This is a genomic window from Fictibacillus terranigra, assembly GCF_030412265.1.
Taxonomy (GTDB): Bacteria; Bacillota; Bacilli; order Bacillales; family Fictibacillaceae; genus Fictibacillus_C; species Fictibacillus_C terrinigri.
Window position 1 is genome coordinate 780,713 of the sequence record NZ_JAUHLN010000002.1, and the last position, 19,426, is coordinate 800,138.

19 protein-coding genes and 1 other annotated feature are annotated in these 19,426 nt (G+C 43.7%); of the genes, 5 read left to right on the plus strand and 14 right to left on the minus strand.

The features are described from left to right. Position 1: 1 nt before the first annotated feature. A complete protein-coding gene (gene opp3b, locus QYF49_RS11880) occupies positions 2 to 931 on the minus strand; it encodes an oligopeptide ABC transporter permease (RefSeq protein WP_290399802.1) in 930 nt (309 codons plus the stop codon). A 187-nt stretch (positions 932 to 1,118) separates the two neighbouring features. Continuing rightward, positions 1,119 to 2,804, minus strand: a complete 1,686-nt coding sequence (locus QYF49_RS11885) for a peptide ABC transporter substrate-binding protein (protein WP_290399803.1) — start codon at positions 2,802 to 2,804, stop codon at positions 1,119 to 1,121. A gap of 416 nt (positions 2,805 to 3,220) precedes the next feature. Here QYF49_RS11885 and QYF49_RS11890 point away from each other — a divergent pair, with 416 nt between their 5' ends. Next, positions 3,221 to 3,589 (plus strand): DUF3899 domain-containing protein, encoded by a 369-nt coding sequence (locus tag QYF49_RS11890; RefSeq protein WP_290399804.1) that lies wholly within the window; start codon positions 3,221 to 3,223, stop codon positions 3,587 to 3,589. Between the two features lie 28 nt (positions 3,590 to 3,617). Continuing rightward, positions 3,618 to 3,849: a binding site (T-box leader), on the plus strand. A 64-nt stretch (positions 3,850 to 3,913) separates the two neighbouring features. Then, complete coding sequence (gene trpS, locus QYF49_RS11895) at positions 3,914 to 4,903, plus strand: tryptophan--tRNA ligase (protein ID WP_290399805.1); 990 nt, start codon at positions 3,914 to 3,916, stop codon at positions 4,901 to 4,903. Between the two features lie 254 nt (positions 4,904 to 5,157). On the opposite strand, the gene QYF49_RS11900 is transcribed toward trpS, so the two are convergent. The 3 genes from QYF49_RS11900 to QYF49_RS11910 all read right to left on the minus strand — a co-directional run bounded on the left by QYF49_RS11900 (position 5,158) and on the right by QYF49_RS11910 (position 8,337). Continuing rightward, a complete protein-coding gene (locus tag QYF49_RS11900) occupies positions 5,158 to 5,904 on the minus strand; it encodes a YjbA family protein (RefSeq protein WP_290399806.1) in 747 nt (248 codons plus the stop codon). 226 nt (positions 5,905 to 6,130) lie between these two features. Continuing rightward, positions 6,131 to 7,372 (minus strand): beta-ketoacyl-ACP synthase II, encoded by a 1,242-nt coding sequence (gene fabF, locus QYF49_RS11905; RefSeq protein WP_290400431.1) that lies wholly within the window; start codon positions 7,370 to 7,372, stop codon positions 6,131 to 6,133. Positions 7,373 to 7,404: 32 nt separating this feature from the next. Next, positions 7,405 to 8,337 (minus strand): beta-ketoacyl-ACP synthase III, encoded by a 933-nt coding sequence (locus QYF49_RS11910; RefSeq protein WP_290399807.1) that lies wholly within the window; start codon positions 8,335 to 8,337, stop codon positions 7,405 to 7,407. A 184-nt stretch (positions 8,338 to 8,521) separates the two neighbouring features. On the opposite strand from QYF49_RS11910, the gene QYF49_RS11915 reads away from it, so the two are divergent. Next, positions 8,522 to 8,815 carry a YppG family protein gene (locus tag QYF49_RS11915; RefSeq protein ID WP_290399808.1) on the plus strand — a complete coding sequence of 98 codons (294 nt, stop codon included), beginning with the start codon at positions 8,522 to 8,524 and terminating at the stop codon, positions 8,813 to 8,815. A gap of 30 nt (positions 8,816 to 8,845) precedes the next feature. Here QYF49_RS11915 and QYF49_RS11920 read toward each other — a convergent pair whose 3' ends face one another. The 4 genes from QYF49_RS11920 to QYF49_RS11935 form a co-directional block, all read right to left on the minus strand. After that, a complete protein-coding gene (locus QYF49_RS11920) occupies positions 8,846 to 9,022 on the minus strand; it encodes a ComZ family protein (protein WP_290399809.1) in 177 nt (58 codons plus the stop codon). Beyond that, positions 9,019 to 10,005 carry a BMP family ABC transporter substrate-binding protein gene (locus QYF49_RS11925; protein WP_290399810.1) on the minus strand — a complete coding sequence of 329 codons (987 nt, stop codon included), beginning with the start codon at positions 10,003 to 10,005 and terminating at the stop codon, positions 9,019 to 9,021. The genes QYF49_RS11920 and QYF49_RS11925 overlap by 4 nt, the downstream gene beginning before the upstream one ends. Positions 10,006 to 10,097: 92 nt before the next feature. Then, entirely contained in the window at positions 10,098 to 11,000 is a 903-nt protein-coding gene (locus QYF49_RS11930; protein WP_290399811.1) for an NAD-dependent epimerase/dehydratase family protein, read from the minus strand. Positions 11,001 to 11,115: 115 nt separating this feature from the next. Then, positions 11,116 to 11,856, minus strand: a complete 741-nt coding sequence (locus tag QYF49_RS11935; RefSeq protein WP_290399812.1) for an alpha/beta hydrolase — start codon at positions 11,854 to 11,856, stop codon at positions 11,116 to 11,118. 171 nt (positions 11,857 to 12,027) lie between these two features. Between QYF49_RS11935 and QYF49_RS11940 the strand changes: the two genes are divergently transcribed. After that, positions 12,028 to 12,210, plus strand: a complete 183-nt coding sequence (locus QYF49_RS11940) for a YjzD family protein (protein ID WP_290399813.1) — start codon at positions 12,028 to 12,030, stop codon at positions 12,208 to 12,210. 78 nt (positions 12,211 to 12,288) lie between these two features. Continuing rightward, on the plus strand, positions 12,289 to 13,461 hold the full coding sequence (locus QYF49_RS11945) for a M20 family metallopeptidase (RefSeq protein WP_290399814.1): 1,173 nt from the start codon (positions 12,289 to 12,291) through the stop codon (positions 13,459 to 13,461). Positions 13,462 to 13,532: 71 nt separating this feature from the next. Here the strand turns inward: QYF49_RS11945 and QYF49_RS11950 are convergent, their stop codons facing one another. From QYF49_RS11950 to QYF49_RS11970, 5 genes are all read right to left on the minus strand, one after another. Beyond that, a complete protein-coding gene (locus QYF49_RS11950) occupies positions 13,533 to 13,712 on the minus strand; it encodes a YjzC family protein (RefSeq protein ID WP_290399815.1) in 180 nt (59 codons plus the stop codon). A gap of 86 nt (positions 13,713 to 13,798) precedes the next feature. Beyond that, positions 13,799 to 14,206, minus strand: a complete 408-nt coding sequence (locus tag QYF49_RS11955; RefSeq protein ID WP_290399816.1) for a hypothetical protein — start codon at positions 14,204 to 14,206, stop codon at positions 13,799 to 13,801. A gap of 56 nt (positions 14,207 to 14,262) precedes the next feature. Next, complete coding sequence (gene argF, locus QYF49_RS11960) at positions 14,263 to 15,198, minus strand: ornithine carbamoyltransferase (protein WP_425589588.1); 936 nt, start codon at positions 15,196 to 15,198, stop codon at positions 14,263 to 14,265. A gap of 5 nt (positions 15,199 to 15,203) precedes the next feature. Further along, on the minus strand, positions 15,204 to 18,350 hold the full coding sequence (gene carB / locus QYF49_RS11965) for a carbamoyl-phosphate synthase (glutamine-hydrolyzing) large subunit (RefSeq protein WP_290399818.1): 3,147 nt from the start codon (positions 18,348 to 18,350) through the stop codon (positions 15,204 to 15,206). Beyond that, positions 18,343 to 19,419 (minus strand): carbamoyl phosphate synthase small subunit, encoded by a 1,077-nt coding sequence (locus QYF49_RS11970; RefSeq protein ID WP_290399819.1) that lies wholly within the window; start codon positions 19,417 to 19,419, stop codon positions 18,343 to 18,345. The genes carB and QYF49_RS11970 overlap by 8 nt, the downstream gene beginning before the upstream one ends. Between the last annotated feature and the right edge of the window lie 7 nt (positions 19,420 to 19,426).

Sequence of the window (19,426 nt, forward strand, 5' to 3'; positions counted from 1 at the left end):
ATTACCCCTTGCCTCCTGCAACCCTTATTCTCGGGTCAATAATTCCGTACAAAATGTCAACAATTAAAATAACAACGATAAAACATACACTGTAAAAAATGGTGGTAGCCATGATAACCGGATAGTCATTCAGTGTGATGGATCCCACAAACTGATACCCCAGTCCTGGGACTGCAAAGATTTTTTCAATGATCAGTGTCCCGGTAATCAGGTTGATCGCCAGCGGCCCCAAAATGGTAACAACCGGGATCAGCGCATTTCTTACCGAATGTTTATAGATAACGACTAATTTTGATAAACCCTTGGATTTAGCAGTTGTAATATAATCTTGTCCCAACACTTCTAGCATTTCCGTTCTCATGAACCTGGCAACAGTTGCTATAACAAAAACAGATAACGAAAGTGCTGGCAGAACATGATATTTCGGACCATCCCAAAGGGCTACCGGCAGCCAATCCAGCTTAACTCCCACGTAATATTGCAATAGACCGGCAAATACAAAGGAAGGAATCGATATTCCGAGTACTGCAAATAAAGATGACACATAATCGGCTGCAGTATTATGTCTTAAGGCAGCGACGATACCTAAAATCAGACCAATAATGGTTCCAAATATTGTAGCTTCAATACCTAAAACAGCAGAAGGACCTATACGTTCAGCAATCATTGTGGACACCGGGCGATTATCATATTGGAATGAAACACCCATGTCACCTTTAAGAAGATTCCCCATATAGTTAAAGTACTGCACAGGCACAGGATCATTAAGCCCGTACTTTTCATTCAAAATAAATTTTTGTGCATCCGTCAGCTTTTCTTCGTTGTTAAACGGAGAACCCGGCAGCAGTTTCATTAAGAAAAATGTAAATGAAGTAATGATAAATAGTGTGATCAGCATGTATAGCATACGTTTGAGTACGAAACGAACCACTATTGCACCTCCTAAAAATAAACCCCAACAAAATGCCTATATCTCTATAATATTCAAGTTGACAATATCCTACAATAGTTTTATTTGAATTTTCGACAAATTTCAACTTGTGGGACTTTTGCAGTTAAAAGGAGAGTATATGGCTTACTGACATATACTCTCCGCGTATAGCTATTTAACCAAATTTTTACTGAACATCCCAGTTTTTGTAGCTGTAATCTCCACCAAATGAGTGGTTGTGGATGTTTTTGATGTTAGATTTTGTGATGAACGCCAATCCGCGTTGGTACATTGGGCTGATCGCTGCATCTTCTTCGATCAAGATTTTTTCAGCCTCTTGCATCATATCCCATCGCTTTTGAAGATCAGTTTCAGCTGATGCTTTTTTGATTAGCTCATCATACTTCTTGTTAGAGTAGTTCATTTCGTTGTGAGATCCGCCAGTAATGAACATGTCTACGAAAGTCATTGGATCTGGATAGTCAGGACCCCAGCCAGCATAAGAAATGTCATAATCTAATTTTTCTTCAAGTTTAAGTTTTTGCTTAAACGGCTGTGGCTTAATTTTCAGAGATAGACCAGGAAGGTTCTTCTCAAGTTGGTTTTTGATGAATTGAGCATCCTTTTGTGCAGTATCGCTGTCATAGTTAAGCAGTGTAAGATCAACTTTTTTCGTTCCAAGCTCTTTTAAGCCTTTTTCCCAGTATTCTTTTGCTTTTGCAGCATCGCCTTTGTTAAGATCTCCGTTTTTCTCACGGAAGTCAGCTCCGTCTGGACCGTTAACAAATTTAGAAGGTACTAAGAAGAATGCTGGTACTGAACCGTTGTTCAAAAGAACATCAGTAAGCTGTTTTTTATCCCAGCCCATGTCTATAGCATGACGGATGTTTTCATTAGCCAAAGCTTTGTTCTTTTGGTTCATGCGAAGGAAGAAAACTGTTGATTCAGGAACTGTGCTGAAGATGTCTTTCTTGTCTTTGTATTGGTCAACGTACTCTGCAGAAATGGAAGTGCGGTCTGCCTTTCCAGTTTCAAACAGGTTGATGCGTGTAGCTTCTTCTTTAACTACGTTAGTGTTGATTGTGTCAACTTTTACGTTCTTCTTGTCCCAATACTTTTCATTCTTTTTCATTACCCAGCCTTTTTCATGCTCCCATTTAGTAAGGGTGTAAGGCCCGTTGTAAAGTGCTTTGTCTGCTTCAAGAGCAAACTCTTTACCTTGCTCTTTAACGAATTTTTCGTTTTGCGGATAGAAAGTAGGGAATGAAAGAACCGCTTTCAAGTATGGTTTTGCACTGGTATCACCAGAGAATTTAACTTCTAGAGTATGATCGTCGATCGCTTTAACACCTAGCTGATCTGTTTTGTTGTACATTTTGTCTTCAGGGTTAAGGATTTTATCAGCATTCAAGATGCCTGCTACTTGGTAGATGAAAGAGTATTGAGTAGCTGTTTCTTTCGCTACTGCTTTTCTCCAAGCAAATACATAGTCATTTGCCGTTACCTTTTCACCATTGCTCCAGACTGCGTCATCACGCAGTTTGAATACCCATGTTTTCCCGCCGTCTTTTTCTTCAGGCTCACCAGTAATTCCTGCTGGTACAGGCTGATCTTTATCATCTAATGTGTAAAGACCTTCGTAAACGTTGTTTGCAACGTTTAAAGATACAGAGTCGTCCGCCATGATATTATCAAGGTACGGGATCTCAGAAGTTTCCAAAAGGTTAAGAACCTTTTCTTTTGAACCTTCACCATCAGTTGTGCCGCTGGCTTTCTCTTTTCCATCTGAATCGTTCTTTCCGCTGCACGCAGAAAGGAAGACGCTCAATACGAGCACGATCGCCAGAAGTAACGACCACTTTGTCTTCTTCATAGATTGACCTCCCCTTTTTCTGTTTACCTAATTAGTGGACCAAAGCTTCGTGAATTATCAGACATTTTGCCCACAACCGTATTATACAAGTTTTCTAACTATTATGCATATACTTTTTTTTACGACTTTTACAAAAAGCCCATAATAATTACGTTTTATTAACAAAAAATAGGTATAAAGTCCCTACTTCGTCCGTCGTTTTCTTTCTGTTTTTAAGACATTAATTTCCAAAAAAAATAGAAGTTTATCCTCCTTTATTACCCCACACCGGTTGCTGTTTTCCGGAAAAATTGCAACTAAAAGCAAACCAAATGCCTAAAAGGCACATTTGTCACTGGGTATAAAGTATTACTTCTCTTCCAGGTTTTCATGGTAATATGTATAAAACAACTTGTATTAAAGATAGGAGAAATTTGATGTCACGTTTGCCTTCGACCTGGTTATTGACCGCGGGATCTATATTGCTCGCCCTTGCCATAGAGTTTGTATCTGAGAAGAAAGTTCATTTCATTCATTTAATCAATAATCTATTCATGGTTTCACTGGCACTAATTATCATCGGGCTTGCATTGTTTGTTGTTAAAGGAGGATTTTTCGATCTCTTTTCCAGGGCCTTTAGAAAAGTACTAAAAAGTTTTTCTAAATCAGCAGAATATGCTGACAGCCAAGAAGCGCACTCCAACTTCGAACTTTCGGAGCGAATATCCGGCGATCTTGTGTTTCCGCTTCTCGCATCCGGTTTTTTCATATTCCTGCTGAGTAGTCTTGTTGCAATTCTTGCGTAACTTTTATATACTGTTTTTAATTAAATGATTTACGGCGATGAAAAAGAAAAGTACATGTTCTTGAAGCTTTCAGAGAGCCTGGATTTGGTGGAACCAGGCAGTGGATGAACATGGAATGGGCTTTTGAGCTCCTGTCTGAACTTTTCAGTAGGAACAGGCGTGTTTGTCCGCACGATAGAATGGGCACCGTATGATCGTACGGGTCTGAGTGATTCTTTATGAATAATTAAGGGTGGCACCGCGGTCCATTCGTCCCTTTTAACGGGATGAATGGGCCTTTTTGTATTGATTTTCAAAGTAAAATGTAAAGGAGCAGGATGTTTTATGGCAACGATATTTTCAGGCATACAGCCGAGCGGAACGATCACACTCGGCAACTATTTAGGAGCACTACAGCACTTTGTCGACTATCAGGAGGATAACTACTGCTATTTCTGTGTGGTCAACCAGCATGCGATTACCGTCCCTCAGGATCCGGTGCAGCTGAAAAAGAACAGCAGAGGCCTTGCCGCATTGTATCTCGCAGTAGGTATTGATCCAGAGAAGTCTACCCTTTTCATCCAGTCGGATGTTCCGGCCCACGCGAGAATGGGATGGATCTTGCAGTGTATCTCCTATATCGGCGAACTCGAGCGAATGACCCAATTCAAAGACAAATCCAAAGGAAAAGATGCTGTTTCTGCAGGATTGTTGACGTATCCGCCGCTTATGGCTGCAGATATCCTGCTTTATGGCACTGAGCTTGTTCCAGTAGGAGACGATCAGAAACAGCATATTGAACTGACAAGAGATCTTGCCGAACGGTTTAATAAGAAATACCGTGAAATCTTCACGATCCCAGAGCCTCGAATCCCTAAGGTGGGAGCAAGAATCATGTCCCTTGTTGACCCGGTAAAAAAAATGAGCAAGTCCGATCCAAACATCAATGCCTTCATTTCAATACTGGATGATGAAGCCGTGATCACGAAAAAGATCAAACGTGCAACAACCGATTCTGAGGGAGTTGTGAAATTTGATAAAGAGAATAAGCCGGGGATCTCAAACCTCCTAACCATCTACTCTCTTTGCTCGGGAGAATCCATTTCCGAGTTAGAGAGCAAATATGAAGGTAAAGGTTATGGAGAATTTAAAGAAGGCACAGCCAAAGCGATTGTCGAACGATTAAAACCCATTCAAGACCGTTACTACAGTCTCATTGAATCTGATGAACTGGACCAGATCCTTGATCAGGGTGCTGAAAAAGCGAACAGGGCAGCCAACAAAATGCTCAATAAAGCTGAACGCGCGATGGGCTTGGCAAGAAAGCGTGTGTAGTTTGGGATTTCATTGTAAAACCTCCACCTGCGAGTGGAGGTTTTTTGTATTGGGTGAACTTTGGAGGGGAAAATCGGACTTAATTGAGCCTTACACTTAAAAATTGAGCGAAATCCCATGTGAATTAAGCGTAACCCCAGATTATTGATCCTAACTGAAAATTCTCACAGCTCCCCTATGCCTGGATTCCCCTCCTACCATGCAAACTAAAGGAGACTCTCTTGATGACGAGAGTCTCCTTTTGCTGCTCATTTTTAGTTTACATGTGTTCCGTTCTCAAGCTCCCATATTTTCTCGAAATAAGGCTGCCCTTTTACTAACCGTTCACAAATCGCGTAATGCTGATCGCTCCAGCCGTCTTTAATTTCAGAATAGAGAGCTTCCCACGCCTCTTCAAATTCCATCCTCTGGATTGCCATGTAGTTCTCCGGCATCCACTCCGTATACCAATACCTGACTTCCGCTACATTTTTCGTTGTATGCAGCTGGTCCAGTACCATAAACAAGAGCTGCTTTAACTGCCTTTCTTTTCGTGTGAGCCCTCGCATGATGATGGGTTCGGGTGAGAGGATATGATGCTCTTTTTCTCTGATTTCCGGTTTGAATGTATAAGTGGCGGTCTCCATTTGTTCGGCCATTTCATAAACGAGCTGCTCCTGTCTAGGAATCAAACGGCTTTTACGGATCGGAATGCGGTAGCCCATCGTGTCGATCACCATGGTTTTCTTCTCATCCGTAATAATAAAACAATGATCAAGCTGCACTCTCTGGTTGTTTTTTCTTACGTATGCTTTTTGGTGGACTTCATCTAAAAGAGAATCCGGAAGATCGCTAAGTTCATTTTCAATATAATGAAAGAGTGACGAGTCGATTTTTACGATAGGAACTTGATCCAGAAGTTCAATGAAATCATCCTTCCTCCACTCATGGAACTCACAAACGTTATAGCCGTTTTCTTCACCTTCAAACCAATTCACCCAAACATCTCGTAAATATAACATCTGCAACCCCTCGCTTAACCGTTTTGTTAAAAACAGTATAGTCATAGGTTGTCCAATTTATTCTTTGGGCTGGGAATAATTATCCCTTCATCAAGGACAAAAACCCTGGTTAATAAATCAACCAGGGGTTTTTTACTATACACAGAACTGGTGGCTTTAAACCAGCCATCATTTTGTACTTTCAACAAAAATGATGGTTGATAAAAACAACCATCATTTTGTACTATTACTCACTATATTTTTTAAAGATCAGGGTTGCGTTGTGCCCGCCGAATCCTAAAGAGTTGCTGAGAACGGCGTTAACTTCTGCTTTTCTCGCTTCGTTAGGAACGTAGTCGAGGTCACACTCTGGATCTGGAGTTTCATAGTTAATCGTAGGTGGAATAATTCCTTCATTAATGGCTTTTACTGAGAAGATGGCTTCAATGCCACCAGCAGCTCCCAAAAGATGTCCCGTCATTGATTTTGTAGAGCTGACTGCCACTTTGTAGGCATGCTCGCCAAATACTTCTTTAATCGCCATCGTTTCAAACTTATCGTTATAGTCTGTGCTTGTTCCATGTGCATTGATGTAGTCGATGTCTTCTTTTGAGAGGCCGCTGTCCTCTACCGCCTGTGCCATCGCTCTCACACCGCCTTCTCCGCCTGGAGCTGGTGCGGTGATATGATGAGCATCCCCAGTGCCCGCGTAGCCTACGATTTCTGCATAAATTTTTGCTCCGCGTTTTTGTGCGAACTCCAGATCTTCAAGAATAAGTATACCCGCACCCTCTCCGATGACAAAACCGCTGCGGTTCGCATCAAAAGGGCGGCTTGCCGTTGCAGGATCGTCATTGTAGGAAAGTGCCCCGGCCTGGCAGAAACCTGCAAGTGCCATATCTGTGATCGGTGCTTCTGTACCCCCGCAGATCATGGCATCTGCATCTCCGCGCTGGATGACTTTAAATGCGTCGCCAATGGAGTTTGCACCTGATGCACAAGCGGTAACCGTACAAGAGTTCATTCCTTTTGCCCCAAGGATGATGGAAACCTGGCCGGCAGCCATGTCGGGAATCATCATCGGCACAAAGAACGGACTGACCCTTCTGTAGCCTTTTTTCTCAAATACACGGAACTGTTCTTCATGCGTATCCATTCCGCCAATCCCTGAACCAATCCACACTCCAACCCGAGGAGCGATCTCATCGGTAATGTCAAGATGTGCATCAGCTACTGCCATTTTGGAAGCGGCTACCGCGAACTGGGTGAAACGGTCCATCTTCCTTGCATCTTTGCGGTCCATAAATTCCTGAGGATCGAATTCAGTCGCTTCTGCTGCTACTTTTACCGGAAACTTCTCAGCGTCCCTTCGAGTTAATGGGCCTACTCCGGATTCACCTGCAATAATACGGTTCCAAGTTTCTTCAACACTATTTCCAAGGGGAGAAATGGCTCCCATTCCTGTAATTACTACGCGTCTTTTCATTATCAATCAACTCTCCTTTGAAGAATAGTTAGCTATTACCTGCCCCAGCGAAGCGCGACAGCACCCCATGTAAGGCCGCCTCCAAATCCAACGAGGACTAACAGATCATCATCTTTTATCTTACCATCTTTCAACGCATCAGAAATAGCCATTGGGATGGAAGCAGATGAAGTATTTCCATATTTGTTGACGGTAACCGCCATCTTCTCTTTTGGAAGCTCCAGACGCTGCCTTGACGCTTCCATGATCCGTATGTTGGCTTGATGCGGAATAAGGTAATCCACATCATCTTTGGTTAAGCCAGCCTTTTCAACCACGTTCATTGATGACTCACCCATTTGGCGGACAGCAAATTTAAAGACTTCCCGGCCATTCATAAAGAGATATTCATCCTGATAAAGGTGTTTTGCTCCTCTTCCGTCAGAACCGAGTTCAAAGGAAAGGATTCCTCTGCCTTCTGATACTTTGGACATGACAGCAGCTCCTGCTCCGTCACCGAAAAGCACGGCAGTGTTCCTGTCGCTCCAGTCTGTGATTTTGGACAGTTTTTCAGCACCTACGACAAGCACATTTTTATACGTGCCCGATTCGATGAATTGTTTGGCGATGACCATTCCATACATGAATCCGGAGCATGCTGCACTAATATCCATCGCAACAGCGTTTACAGCACCAAGGCGTTCCTGGATCAGACAGGCAACAGAAGGAAACGGATTATCCGGTGTAACCGTCGCAACGACAATCAAATCGATGTCTTCCGCATTCAATTCGGCATCCTTCAATGCCTCTCTTGCCGCATGTTCAGACATGTGAGATGTATTAACATCGTCAGCTGCTATCCTGCGCTCTTCTATTCCTGTTCGTGTGCGAATCCATTCATCACTGGTATCTACCATTTTTTCCAAATCAAAATTTGTTAACACTTTTTCAGGGACATAAGCACCTAAGCCTATTATTCCAGCATTCATGTCATTACCCCTTTGGTTTATTTTTATATGATTTCTTAGTATCAATTTTTAAGACCTGGTACCAATGTAAGGTATTTTTTGTTTTTTGTCCAGTCCCCGAGATTCCCGGGACAAGATACCAACCGAATGTTGAGGCATATCCTAGAGAGAGATGTAATCAGTCTGAAAAACAGGAGTGGTACATGTGAATGATCCTCGCTATGGGCATCCTTCACCTAGGCGGTCCAGGCCGCCGATGATGCATGCTAGAAGCCCTTTTCCTCCTCCGCGGCAAACAAGGGAACAGCCTCCTAGTGAACCGCCGCCATTTATACCGATGGCTTACCGCCAGCCCTTTCAGCGCCCCAATCCTTTGTTAAGTGCATTCCGGACGAACGACGGGGCCTTTGATTATAACAAGCTGATGGCTGTTATCGACCAGACCGTTAAAGTGGCACAGCAAGTATCTCCGCTTTTGAACGCCTTTAAGAAAAAGTAAAGGAGCCAACCAGTTGGCTCCTTTTCTGTATTATTGATCTTGTTTACCCAATTCATAAGCGTCATTCATCACTTTGAGGAGAAGATTCAGCATCGGCTGGATGTCTTCCATGGAAAGCTCCATCCCTTTTTTCTCCAAAAGCTCTTTTCCTTCCGGCAGGTGCTTCATCGCAATCTGCATAAATTTCATGTTGAGTTCCTGATTCATTGTTCATCCTCCAGTACATGTTCCTTCATGATTTTTCCATCGGGGAGTTTTCCGGTTTTTTTGTACTCATTAATGTCCTGTTTTAATTTTTTTTCAAAAGATGCAGGCACTAGCGGGCTGAATCTGCCCAAAGAAATGGCTTTTTCTTTAAAACCGTATTGCAGGTTACCGGATTTCAGACGGCCTTCATTAAATTGATCAGCGATATATCCATATACATATTCTACATTTTGAACCGTACTTGTCAGCACAGTGGCACGGCCAAGATCGGATTGATCAGAAACATAACCAACGGCGTACAGCGCATTGTTTTTTACTTCCTCTATAACAGGGATGGTAAATCCGTCTCCTGCAGGATAAAAAACATCTGCACCGGCAGCCTTCATCTTCCGGAAGGAACTGATTGCCTTTTGCTCATCCCTCCAGCTGTGAATCACATGCTTATCCACTTTGATCCTCGGCTTTTGATATTTCGCCCCTTCGATAAAACCGTTGATTTCAGGCTGCCAATCCTGGGCTGCAATCACACCGAGATGATCGGTACGGCTCATTTTGGCTGCCGCCATTCCAGCGAAAAAACCCATTCCATATGAGTTAAAATGAATGCTAGTTACGTTTTCTCCGTGGACTTTGCCGTTGAAGCTGACAAAGTGCATCTTGGGATAATCACCGCTGATCTGGTCAAAGATATCCGCATAAATTTGACCGTGCCCAAACACGAGATTAACCTTTTTCTTTTGAAACCCTTTTACTGCTTTAAGCACCTGGCTTTTTGTTTCTATTTTCTCTTTATAAAAAACTTCATTCCCATATGTATCCTGAATCTTTAAAAGGCCTTTGTATCCTTTGTCACCCCAGCCCTGGTCATTGATCGTATCCTGAATCAGGAGCCCTGTGTTATGAAGATTCTGTGAAGATTTTTCTTGGCATCCTGTGAGACCTAACAGTATACAAGCCGCCAGGAGCAAAACTTTTATCTGCATTTCAAACGTTCACTCCCATTTCCTCGCTTGCCGGATATCCCCTTTAATAGTATAAAGAATAAATAAAAAAAGGGAAAACAAATTTTCCCTTTTTATGTCTTGAACCTATTTTTCAGCCTTTGTTTGCTGTGCTGGATCTGTTTTTCCAATCCCTCTTCTATTTTTACACCTGAGCGGAAGCCAAGTTCTTTAGCCGCCTTCTCTCCAAGCACTACCATGTTTCTCTTTTCATGCGGGATTTCATCATCTCTTACCGATAAAAGCTTTAATCCTTTTCGCCATTCCCCGCTTGTTCCGCTTCCGATATTATAGATGACATTTCTGCTCTCATGTTCTGCAGCCAGACATAAAGCTTGAACTGCATCTTCGACGTATATGGCATCCTCTGTTACGGAATCTTTTTTTAATGTCCTGATTTTGCGCGCCCCTTCATCCGCATTAATGATCTGCTGGAATGTCATTTCCTCAGGCTGCCATGGGCCATATACTGTTGGGAATCTGAGGATCACATATGGGAACTGCTTTTTAGCAGCTGCCATCCGAATATAATTTTCTTCTGTAAGCTTTATCAAGCCATACATCGTTTGAGGATTCGCAGCAGAGTTCTCTGTCACTTCGCCAGTTTTTTTTCCATACACATCATATGAGGAGGAAAAGACGAATTTCTTTTTCCCGCCCTCTATGGCTTGGGCCAGGAGTCTCAAGTAATGAACGTGCTCCTTTACTTTAGCCTCAATATCTTTCCATTGTTCATTAGGCTGAATTCCACAGGCCAGGTGAAAGATTACATCCACTCTGTGCATTAACTTTGATAAATCTACTTGTTCAATTCTTTCATTGATCAATTCAAAATTTGCATTTCTTCCTATATAGTCTAACTTTTCGGTTGTTGGAGACCCATCGATCCCGATGACTTCTATTTCATCCTCTAAAAGCCTGGTGCATAAGTGAGAGCCGATAAAGCCTGCTGCTCCTGTAACGAGTGCTCGCTTCATGAACAATCCTCCGTTCTTTTTCCTTCTCTATATCGTATTTTTCATCTTACGGAGTATGCATCTTAAGAAAAGCGGAAGCGCCATGCTATGAATGAAAAAAACCTGCAACCTAACGTTACAGGATCGACTCGAAGCGGCTGAAAAATTTAGGGATAGCAGTATACCGTTCAGCACTTTTTCCCGGCATCTGTATGGTAAGCGTTACGTAGAACCCTTTTTCAAGACATGAATTTTCAAACGGCCTTCCGTGCACTTTTAATGGGTACACCGAACCGGTTGCATCATGAAAGATGTTGATCGGCACATTTCGTTTTAACGTGAAACGGGACATCTCCTTCTCCAACAGTCCATCGATCTGTTCAATTTCAACTCGGTAAGCCTGGCTGATTTCTTTACGGATTCGTTTTAAGAACAATTTGTTCTGCTTCTCTTGCTGAAAATGCCCTTTTAAATCCAGGCAAGGATTAATAAATATGGCTGAGCGGATATACCCGTCCATATCATTGATAAAGTCAATGGCCGTTAATGCGCCCATCCCTTCAGCAAGAATATGAATTTTAGGATTTAGAACCTCATACTTCAACACATAGCGATAGACTCTTCTGGCAAGATTTACGGCCTCAGGATTTCCCCAATTGCGGCCGTATAAATGAGAATAAAAAACAGTGTAGCCCATTTTCATCAGTGTTTGGATGAGCGTGAAGCGTTCACTGTTCTGTTTCCATAAACTTGTATGATTATCAACAAAATGATTGCAGTCTCCGAATATCATGACAGCAAAACCGTTTGGCTGTTCAGGAAGATGTATTGTATTCCATTGTCCATCTAGGCTGAATGATCTCTCTTCGATACTCACTTTTCTCCCCTCATCCAAAGTTTTCTTACTTATTCTATGTCCGTTCTGTGAAAGAGGAGAAGGGATATGCCTATTCTTGCAGGATTTCCTAAAACATTTAAAGACAAAACATTAATTATTTGTTACTATATCATGAGAAGAACTCGTTTACACAAAGCTGAGGTGAACTAAATGCGCTATTTCTGGACATTAATCTGGTCATTACTTTTAAGCAACATGGCATTTTACGTACTGGCTTCCATGCAGGGCGGAGCATTCGACTTCGCAAAAGCTTCAACCTTCGGCGTGGTCTTTGCCGTATTTATTTTGATTATCGGTGCAGTGCTTCCTAATGAAGCTGAAACTGCAGAATAACCAAAATAGCAGCCCATCACATCAGTGAAGGGCTTTTTTTCATACATATATAATAGGAACTTTACAGGAGGTTATTGAATGAAAGAATCCATTACAGCTTTTCTGGATAGCAATTATACTCTTTTTAAAGATGTCGCCCGATACATTTGGGAGCATCCGGAGCTCGGCTATAATGAGCATCAGTCATCTTATAAACTCATCGAGACATTAACATCTTTCGGTTTTGTGGTCGAGCAGAACATTGATGGAATGGAAACGGCATTTATTGCGGTGTATGACAGTGGAAGACCCGGACCTTCCATCAGCTTCTTAGCAGAATATGATGCCCTGCCCGAGATTGGCCATGCGTGCGGCCATAATTTGATCGGAGCAATGAGTACGGCTGCCGGGATCGCGCTGAGCCGGGTGGTCACCGCAACCGGAGGCAAAGTGCTTGTTTACGGTACCCCTGCAGAAGAGAGTGGCGGAGCTAAGGTTGCCTTGGCTGATAAGGGTTATTTCAGCCGAACAGACGCTGCACTCATGTGCCATCCATACAAATCTTATGAGAGAAGTGGATCCAGCATGGCAATGGAAGCTTTGCAATTTGATTTTAAGGGAAAGTCGGCTCACGCTGCAGCATCTCCTCATGAGGGGATCAACGCTTTAGATGCGGTGATTTCATTGTTTAACAATGTGAATGCACTAAGACAGCAAGTGACCCCTGATGTCCGGATCCATGGGGTGATCACTCAGGGCGGAACTGTTCCGAATGTGATACCCGATCGGACACAGGCTAAATTTTATGTTCGTGCATCTACGGTTGAACAGTTGCCAGACCTTGTAAGCAGAGTGAAGGCTTGTGCTGCTGGAGCGGCATTGGGAACAGGCTGTGAATGGGACTTCTCTCATTATGAGCTCGGATACGCTAATCTTCTGACAAACGCAGCCATGTCTGATGCATTCACTAACAATCTTGTATCACTGGGCATCCCGCTTGAGGACATTGAAACAGGAAATGATCATGGCTCGCTTGATTTAGGAAATGTGAGCCAGATTGTACCGTCCATCCATCCCTACATTAAGATTACGGATGGCCTTCACAATCTCCATACGAAGGAATTCTGTGCTGCGGCAAATTCAGAGCAGGGCTATGAAGGCATGCTGATCGGCGCAAAATCACTGGCTTTAACCGGCTTTGATCTTTTGACAGATCCAGAACTTCTAAAGGCGGTCAAAGAAGAATTCGAAAACCGCGAAAAAAGGACCTGATATTCGGGTCCTTTTTTCTTTTACGCGGCAGTTGGTTAACTATCGCACCAATCCGGCAGATTTTCCGTTAATCAAGGTTTTCGTTTATACGTCCATACACGGTTATGATTTGAATTTTCCGGAAAAGGATCCCCCGTACTAAGCCTGACCTCTTTCGGATCGTTAACCATGCTTCCGGTTTCCCCGATTTCTACGTAGATGCCGTTGTTAGGAGCTTTTTGCCCATGTTTAAATTGATGATTCTGACCCAATGCTTCCACACTCCTTTTTACATTTTCGTTGTTTACTATTCCCAAAAACAGACAAAAAAACCAACCAATCCTGGCTGGTTCGGAAATTATAAATATGGAACAGGCGCGACGTTAGCCAAGTTGGATACCGGAATGATGAACCGTTCAATTTCATAGCTTCTCACTGGCTGGGAGAACCCGTAATAGGGATAGTCGTATTCGGTCGCGCTGTTCTCTCTTTCACTGTGCTGCCCCTCATCGATAATAGGGGAAGCAAAATAAATATTCTGTCCATCCATGAATTCGATAAATCCATCATATCCACTGCCATCGAGCATGGTTACCGATACAAGACGCTGAATGTGTTTCCGGCACAGCTTCTGTATCTTTTTGATCATTTGAGGATTCGGCGGGAAGCCTTGCTGCTGATAGCCCTGTTGCGGCTGCTGAAAGCCCTGTTGTGGCTGCTGGTAGCCTTGCTGCTGAGCGTAATAGGGATTCTGGTTATTAAACATGGGGCACCTCCTTACTAACACATGTTATTCACCCAGCCCCAATGTGTTCATCTCCCTTACAATACGGAAGCAAGCAGTGCTTTTTGAACATGAAGCCTGTTTTCTGCTTCGTCAAAGACAACGGAATGGGTTCCATCGATAATCTCGCCTGTCACTTCTTCTCCGCGGTGTGCAGGCAGACAATGCATGAAAATATAATCTGATTTAGCGACTGATAAGGTTTTGCTGTTGACTTGATATTCTTTGAAGGCCTTGAGACGCTCGTTCGCTTCATCTTCCCAGCCCATGCTCGCCCATACATCGGTATACACGATATCCGCATTTTGTATGCCTTTTTCTAAGTCTGTGGTCACAAGTATCTTCGCACCTGAGGCTTTCGCAATTTCCTGAGCTTTGCTTACAATCTCCGCTTTTGGCTCATAGTTCTCAGGAGTGACTATTGTACAGTCCAGTCCTACTTTTGCCGAACCGATCATCAAGGAGTGGGCTATGTTGTTCCCGTCCCCAATATACGCTAATTTTTTTCCTGCAAACGATGATTTATATTCAAGAATGGTCATAAGATCAGCAAGCACCTGGCATGGGTGATAATCATCAGTCAATCCGTTGATTACAGGAATATCCGCATGAAGAGCAAGTTCTTCTACAATCTCATGGTTAAAGGTTCGGATCATGATCGCATCAAGATATCGCGAAAGTACTTTAGCGGTGTCAGCGATCGATTCTCCTCTCCCCATTTGAATGTCACGTGAACTCAGATGAAGAGCATGCCCGCCCAATTGAAGCATGCCGACCTCAAATGAAACTCTTGTTCTGGTCGATGATTTTTCAAAGATCATCCCCAGTGTTTTTCCTGCAAGCAGCTGTTTTGGCTGGTTTTCTTTCTTCAGCTGAAGGGCGTACTTAAGGATTTGGTTGATTTCATCCGCCTTCCAGTCTGCAAGCGTTAACAGGTCCTTCCCTTTCAGTGACGTTTCTGCAATCGATGCCATCGGATTCATGATTTAACTCCCTTTCTTTCTTGACGATTTTCTTTGATATGGACAGGGTTGTCGCTATATGAAAGCAATCCATGCTGATAAAATGCGCACGTTTCCCATTGTGTAAAGATATAATTGCCTCCCAGACTTGCCTCCATTAACCTGCTCTTTGAAATCTTATCCCTGCCGGTTGAAAAGTAGATTCCGGTCTGACTCCATTGATTCCATTCAGAAAAAGACAGCTGTGATGGAAAATAAATGCTGACGCCTTTCTCTTTCCAAAGTTCGAGAAGTTGTGTTTCTTCTATAGTAAGAAGCTCTTCCTTTACGTCTGCAAACAGGCTGGCTGGCAAAGAACCATCCCCTGTCCGGGCAGCAGGGTTGCAGCCGGCAAAAACCTTTTGAACCGCCTCTCCTACAGTGCTGCCGATTCCAAGCACTTCACCAGTGGAACGCATGATTGGAGCAGTTTTTGGCGAAAGGCCCGGGAGCTTTATATTTGAGAACACCGGTGTCTTCACGGCAAAATATTGGCTTTCGTTCAGCCCAGCTTGTATGCCAAGCTCTGCCAGCGTCTTGCTGAGCATAACTTGAACCGCCGACTGAATGATGTTCACACCGGTGATTTTATTAAAAATAGGTGCGGTCCTTGATGCGCGCGGGTTGATCTCCAGGACATAGACGTCGTTTCCATCGATGACGAACTGGATATTGAAGATCCCTTTGAACGGCATTGAGCGGGCAATCGTATGAGTGCAAGAGACGATAAGATCGATCGTTTTCTTTTGCAGACTAACTGGAGGTGTAACAGCTGTGCTGTCTCCAGAATGGATGCCTGCCGGCTCAATATGTTCAAATACTCCAGGAATAAATACTTCGTCTCCATCAGTTAAGACATCGACTTCTGCTTCTTTTCCTGAAATGTAACGATCGACTAAAACAGGAAACTCGATATTCTGCGTGTTCAAATAGTTCTTCAGTTCCTGCTCGCCATGAACAATCAACATTCCTTCTCCACCGATTACATAGGAAGGACGCAGCAGTACAGGATATCCGATCTTTTGCGCGAACGTCAACACCTCTTGATGATCATATGCGGTTTCACCTGGCACATGAGGGATGCTGCATTTTTTCAAAAAGTGATAAAACCTCTCCCTGTTCTCCATCTCATCGATCAGGTCGGCTTTTGAACCAAGGACTTGGATGCCCGCATCCTCCAGCTGATTTGCTACGTTAATGGCTGTCTGTCCGCCAAACTGCAATATTGCTTTTTCTGCTCCTTCAAACTCAAGTACGTTCATAATGTCCTCGAAAGAGAGAGGTTCAAAATAAAGCGTATCCGCCACTTCAAAATCAGTGCTTACGGTCTCCGGATTATTATTGATCAGTATGGTCTCATAGCCTTCCTTCTGCAGTGCCAGCACCCCATGAACACAGCAGTAGTCGAACTCTACCCCTTGGCCGATCCGTATCGGTCCCGATCCGATGATGGCAATCTTTTCTTTGTTTCCCGGGAGTTTGTCGTTTTTCCCTTTCCAGCTTGAGTAGTAATAGGCCGTATTTGCAGTGAACTCTGCCGCGCATGTGTCCACCATTTTATAAGACGGCACAATTCCTGATTGGATCCTTTTTTGTCTTACTTCATTTTCAGTCATGCCCCAGGCCGCAGCGATCGTCAGGTCAGAGAACCCCGCAGCCTTCCATACAGAAAGCTCGGTTAATTCTAGGGATTCCATTGAACTGTTCTTGATCTGCTGGTCAAGGTCCGCTAATTTTTTAAATGATGCAAGAAAAAAGGAATTTATCTTCGTGGCTTCATGGATCTCTTTAACTGAAACACCCCGGCTGAGCAGTTCCATGATCGCAAAGAAGCGGCGGTCATCGGCTTCGATCAAGAGCTGCTTCAGTTCATCGCTGTGCCAATCCTTCAGTTCCTTCAAAAAAATACTTTCTGTATCCAGTTCCAGCGAACGTACAGCCTTTTGCAGGGCTGATTCAAGATTTCTTTCGATGGCCATCACTTCTCCGGTAGCCTTCATTTGCGTACCGAGTTTTCTTTCAGCTTCCGGGAATTTATCAAACGGCCAGCGCGGCATTTTTACGGTAATATAATCCAAAGCCGGTTCGAAGCTTGCAAACGTTGAACCGGTCACCGGGTTCTTAAGCTCATGAAGCAGATAGCCAATGCTTAACTTGGCGGCTATTTTTGCGATAGGATATCCTGTTGCTTTTGAAGCCAGTGCAGAAGAACGGCTCAGCCGCGGATTCACCTCTATCAGATAATAGGTTTTGCTGTCCGGATCGAGTGCAAATTGAATATTGCATCCGCCGATGATCCCGAGGGACCTGATGATTTTTATCGCTGACGAACGAAGCATGTGGTACTCATGGTCTGTCATCGTCTGGCTGGGTGCTACAACCATTGAATCACCGGTATGAATGCCTACCGGATCGATGTTTTCCATGTTGCAAATCGTAATGCACGTATCATTTCTGTCGCGTACCACTTCATATTCGATCTCTTTAAATCCGGCAATGCTTTTCTCGATCAGACACTGCCCGATCGGACTTGCTGAAAGACCTTTTTTGACGATCACACTCAGCTCATGCTCTGAATTTGCGGTCCCCCCGCCATACCCACCGAGTGTATAAGCTGGTCGGATTATGACTGGAAATCCTATTTTTTCTGAAAACGCTGCAGCCTCTTCAACGGTGGTTACAATCTCACTGTCGGGTACAGGTTCATTCAGCTCGTGCATCAGTGTACGGAATTGTTCACGGTCTTCTGCTTTTTTAATGGACTCCAAATTTGTTCCGAGCAGCTTTACTTCATGTTCTTCTAGGATTCCTTGTTCCTGCAGCTCCATGGCTAAATTCAACCCGGTCTGCCCCCCGACTGAAGCCAGCAGCCCATCAGGTTTCTCCTTTTTAATGATGCTTGCCAAGGACCTGACAGTCAGAGGTTCAAAATAAACCTTATCGGCATATGTTTCATCTGTCATGATGGTTGCCGGATTATTATTCACCAGAATGACGTGGATCCCTTCCTCCTTCAGTGCTGCGCAGGCTTGTGTTCCTGCATAATCGAATTCAGCTGCCTGCCCGATGACGATTGGTCCTGAACCGATCACAAGGACACTATGAATCTCTTGATGCTTAGGCATAAATCTTTTCGCTCCTCTTTTCTTGAATCAAGTCAATAAAATGGTTGAACAAATAGGCATGATCCTCCGGGCCGGGATTGGCTTCCGGATGAAATTGAGTCGTCATGACGGGATAAGTTTCATGAAACATCCCTTCCACACTGCCGTCGTTGATATTTTTATAGAGCACTTGAAAGCCGGTCTGAAGTAAACTGCTCTCTTCAACGACATAGCCGTGATTCTGTGAGCTCATCGCCACTTTGTTCGATTTCACATTAATAACAGGATGATTGGCTCCCCGATGGCCAAATTTTAATTTTTTTGTGTTTCCCCCAAATGCCAATGCCAAAAGCTGATGCCCGAGACAAATGCCAAATGAAGGGTAGAGTTCGGCCAGCCTTTTGTACAGCGGCATATAGGGTGCGAGTTCTTTCGGGTTTCCGGGTCCGTTTGAAAATAGAAGGCCATCCGGTTTTAATTTATGGAGAATTTCTTCTTTCGTATCAAAAGGAACGATGGTCACTTTGCATCCGAGCGAAACTAAAGCATCCAGGATAGACTTCTTATAACCGAAATCCAGCAGCACGATATGGGTCTTTCCTTTTCCATGAACCTCCGGTGTTTTCACTGCCACTTCTTTGACAAGCCTTCCCTGCACTCCTTTTCCTTCTTTAACCTGAATGTTCTGTACACTGCTGGTTAATACGCCTTTCATATCCCCCTCGGAACGGATCAATTTAATCAGAGAACGTGTATCCGCTCCGCTCAAATGAGGTATGCTATGCTTCTTAAGCAGTGCCGAAAAGGACTCCTCCCTTTGGAAATGGTGGCCTTCCTCATCTGTTGAGCAAGTGACCACTCCTGCCGGCTGCGGAACGATAGATTCAAAGTCTTCTTTATTAATCCCATAATTCCCGATCAGTGGATAAGCAAATACGACGATCTGCCCATGATAGGAAGGATCGCTAAGCACCTCCTGGTATCCTGTCATCCCGGTAAAAAAAACAACTTCACCGCTCGTAGGCTGCGGCTTTCCATGCCAGTCCCCTTCAAAGCTTTCTCCATTCGACAGCTGCAGGTATCCTTTCATCCTTCTA